Below are 3,700 nucleotides of genomic sequence, written 5' to 3'. Positions count from 1 at the left end.
TCTTGCTGCTGTCGCGGTCGCTGGTGCCGCGGTCCTCGGTACGGACCCAGCCGAACACCCGGTCCGCCGGGGACAGCTCGCTGATCGTGTCCGCGGGCCGTAGCGAGCGATCGAGCAGGTCGATCGGTGCGACGCTGAACAACTCTCGCGCGATCGTCACCGGATACAGGCTGTCGATCTCACCACGGGCATCCAGTCGGACGTAGAGCAGATTGCCGTCCTTAAGTGCGTCCGGCTTCGCGCTGTCCGGCAGAAGCAGATGACGACTTGAGACCTTCTTCTCCAGATTTTCTGGGTCCGGGTCCTTCAGCTCACCGGGCCGATGTGCGTCGCGATAACCGAGGATGATGTCGTGCCAGATGCGGCGCAACCGCTCATCCAGTTTAAATGTTTCCCGCAGGTCGTCGTCGGCGTCGTAGAAGAAGACCCGCTCGTCATGCTTGCGGTCGATGTTCCGGTTCGTCACGCACACCCAGCCGTCGACGACCTTCTCCGGGCCGATCGGCTCGTACCATGACGCCCCCTTCTGGCGGGACGTCCGCAGCGGCACCCGAGGTGGTTCCTGGCCGGGCTCGGCGAGCGAGCGCACCCACCACAGCTGGAAGTCCGGCGTATGCGTGGCCGACCGGCGGTCCCACCGGTGATGCTGGACGAGCTGGATGTATGCCCGCACCGCCGTGCCGTGCACCGGCATCACGATGTTGAAATCGCTCTGGTCGGAGCGGACGTGCTTCGACCCCTCCGGTTTCCAGTAGGCCGGCAGCCAGGCCGCGTGCATCGGTGCACCGTGCCGGCCCTGGTGGCCCGCGGGCGTCGTCCCGGGCAGCAGTTCGATCTCGGCGGCGTCGTCGTTGCCGATGACGCGCGCCGGGATGGACGCGAGCCCGTCGCGGGCGGCCATCCGGTAGCCCAGCCGGGCATCGTGGCCGGTGAACACTCCGAAGCGGGAGTTGGTCACGGCCTCGTAGGCGCTGCGCAGCATGCCCTTCACGCTCGTCGACGGCAGGTGCGGGCGCCGTTCCGCTTTGCCGTCGACCGAGGTCACCATCCGTTCCAGGACACCGTAGGTCGAATGTCCGTTTTCTTCACGTTTGACCTGGGGGGTGTCCAGGAGCAGCAGCGGCGTGGCGACCGTGAGGGTGACGCCGATCGTGCCCGACCAGCGGTCCGCCCGGAGCCGATCGTGGCCGGGCAGGCGTCCGCGGTCGGTCAGGGTGCCGCCCACGTCGCCGAGCGTCTCGTGCGAAGGGTCGCGCTGCGATGCCGGGATGAACCCGTACGGGTTGATGAACGCGTTCAGCGGATCCGGTGCGCGGTACGGCGTCTCTCGCTGGCGTTCGGCGCTAGTCGCCTGTCTGGCCGGCCGCGCCGGTGCCATGTGCCGCGGGGGCTGGCGGGTCACCGGCCGGTCGGGCGTTCGGGCGGGCTGTGGGGTGGGCGTCGCGGCAGGCCAGGATGCGGCCACAACCGTGGCGGCGGTGCCCTTGGCCCGGATGCGCTTGGCCCGGCCGCCCGTCCAGTCGAACTCGACGGACCGGTCAGCGAGATCGTCATCGCTCAGCCCGGCCAGCGCCTCGTCCAGGAAACGGCGTTCGAAGCGCCGCTCACCCGCGCCGTCCTCGATGATGACGAGCTTGCGGGCGCCGTCCGCGGTCGTCTTCCATGCGATCGTGCCGAATCGGCTGCTCATCTGGTCGCCTCCGGGAGACGTCGGGACTGCGGGCCATGGGTGCTGGTGCTGGTGCTGGTGCCGCTGGTGGCGTCGGACGGCCTGGGCATCGCGAGGAACAGTTCGACGAGACGTTCCTCGGTGACACTGGCGTTGCCGTGCTCAGGCTCGGTGGTCACGTACTCGACGGTCCGCAGGTAGACGCATTCGTCCGTGCGGGGCGCCCGCGGTAGCGGCACGTCGAGCAGGCCGATCCGGGCCTCGGCCAGCCGGACCCACCGGGGCTCGGCGGCCTGGACCGCGGAAGAGCTGGGCTCATCATGTGGAGGCAGCGACCGAGCTAGCGGCCGGCCCCACAGCAGGTACCTGTTTTCGATCGTGTCAACAGCCGTCAGCAGGTCGAGGGCTCGGCGAACCGGGCGCACGGATCCGGGGATTCCGAGAGGATGACCGCGGTGCCGACGCCTGCGCCCGTGTGCAGCCAGCGCAGCTCGGCGTCCCGGTTGAAGATCCGGGCTTCGAACACGGCATCGGACCCGGCAGCAGGAAGCTCGATCGGCTTCTCGGAGTCGGTGAGGCGACCAGCGGACAGCCGGGCCACCGTGTACGCCTGCGGGCTTGCCAGCAGCGCCACGGTGTCACCGAGGTCGCCGAGGTCGCCGCCCAGGCCGATCAGGCGGATCGCGTCGGCCAGTGCGATCTTTTCGGATGTGGCGGAGTAGAGGGTCACGCTCGTGTCGGCCATCATGCTCGGCTCCCGTCCACCTGGTGCTGGTCGTGCTGGTCGTGCTGGTCGTGCTGGTCGTGCTGGAGGTACTCGCGCCAGTGCTGGGCGCACTCTGCGACGGCTGGTTCCGCGAGCAGCTCGTCAAGATTGTTGTAGGTGGCTCTGGCCGTGGGAAAGCCGCTGATCTCGATGGCTTTCACCGTGATATCGCCGTGGCCGCGGTTGACGCCGTGCCCGAACCGCATCCGCCCGGCGCACAGGTCCCGAAGGACGAACAGCAGCAGCGCGAGAGCGGGTTTGTCCAGGCCATCCTGGGCGAACTGGCGCAACCGCCGCAGGTCAACAGTCAGTTTCAACTGCTCCCAGCTGACATGATGCGGTTCCAGGGTGCTGAAGAGCCGTTTGTCGGCGGCGCCACCCGTCCACCGGTCAATAGCGACGTGGTCGGCCTGGTCCATGCCGAGCCGTTTGAACCGTTCCCGGACGTCCGCCGGTAGTTGGGCCCGGCTCTTCTCCCACGATCGTGTCGGGCGATCCGTCGGCGGGTCTGCCAGACCCTCGACGCGGGCACCGTTGAGCGCGCGCCACATGTCACCGGGGATCGGTTGGGCCGTTGCGTAGCAGTCGTCGGCACCGAGCGCTCCGGCCCCCCAGTGTGGCGCGCCATCATCGGTACTCTCCTTAGCCGGCTTGCCGGCGGAGCCGAACAGGGCGTTGACGGCGGCGAGCTGGTCGAGCTGCGCCCGGAACCGCTCCGATCGCGCAGGTCCGGCCTGTGCTTCCAGCGGATGAGGGGCGTCGACGCCGCGGGCGGTCCGCTCAATGCTCTCCGCGTGCGAGCGCAGCGCGCCCTTGATCGAACTCCCGGGCAGGACGAGCGCGACCTGATCATCTCCTTTGATCCCGCTGACCAGGGGGAGCGCGTTGATCGCGAACCCGTCGACCCCGCTGCGCACCATCACCGGCGAGACTGGATGCCAGGTGATCTTTATGCTGAGCAGATCGGCATGCGGTCCGGTGCCACCGAGGTCCTGCGGGGTGAGTGGGCTGGTCGCGGGTGCCGTCACCAGGCCGAGCGCGCCGAGGAGCCCGTCGAGGCTGTCGAAACGCTGTTCGATGATCTCTGGTTTACCGTCGAGAATGACCGAGCCGAGACCGCGGGTGCGGGCCGCGCCGAGCCGGACACCACCACCTTCCAGGGCGAGGAGCAGCCCGCCGAGCATGGCCGTCGCCGGGTCGGCATCGCGGTCCTTCGCCGGGGACTCCAGATCGATCCCAAGGCGGAGATAGGCGCCGCGGGGGAT

The 3,700-nt window shown here is 68.9% G+C and carries 3 protein-coding genes and 1 pseudogene; all 4 read right to left on the bottom strand.

Features of this window, described 5'->3' with window-relative positions; genetic code table 11:
• Positions 1–1,690 (bottom strand): annotated as a pseudogene (locus tag MJ785_RS19635) (RAMP superfamily CRISPR-associated protein); the annotation flags it as partial.
• Positions 1,687–2,094, bottom strand: coding sequence for a CRISPR-associated protein Csx19 (gene csx19, locus MJ785_RS21990; RefSeq protein ID WP_255727666.1), 408 nt, complete (start codon positions 2,092–2,094; stop codon positions 1,687–1,689). The pseudogene MJ785_RS19635 and the gene csx19 (MJ785_RS21990), both read right to left, overlap by 4 nt.
• The gene (gene csx19, locus MJ785_RS21985; RefSeq protein WP_255727665.1) at positions 2,061–2,417 is read right to left on the bottom strand and encodes a CRISPR-associated protein Csx19; all 357 of its coding nucleotides are present in this window, start codon (positions 2,415–2,417) and stop codon (positions 2,061–2,063) included. Before csx19 (MJ785_RS21985) ends, csx19 (MJ785_RS21990) begins: the two co-directional genes overlap by 34 nt.
• On the bottom strand, positions 2,414–3,700 hold a 1,287-nt coding region (locus tag MJ785_RS19625), incomplete at its 5' end, for an RAMP superfamily CRISPR-associated protein (protein WP_239382186.1). The genes MJ785_RS19625 and csx19 (MJ785_RS21985), both read right to left, overlap by 4 nt.

It is taken from the genome of Protofrankia sp. CiT1, from assembly GCF_917627335.1.
GTDB lineage: Bacteria > Actinomycetota > Actinomycetes > Frankiales > Frankiaceae > Protofrankia.
The sequence above is the reverse complement of the archived record's forward strand: the minus strand, read 5'-3'. Positions and strand labels throughout refer to the sequence as shown.

What these genes read in the sequence shown, in the direction of transcription:
- csx19 (WP_255727665.1), bottom strand. Translation starts at nt 2,417, where the DNA reads ATGATGGCCGACACGAGCGTGACCCTCTACTCCGCCACATCCGAAAAG.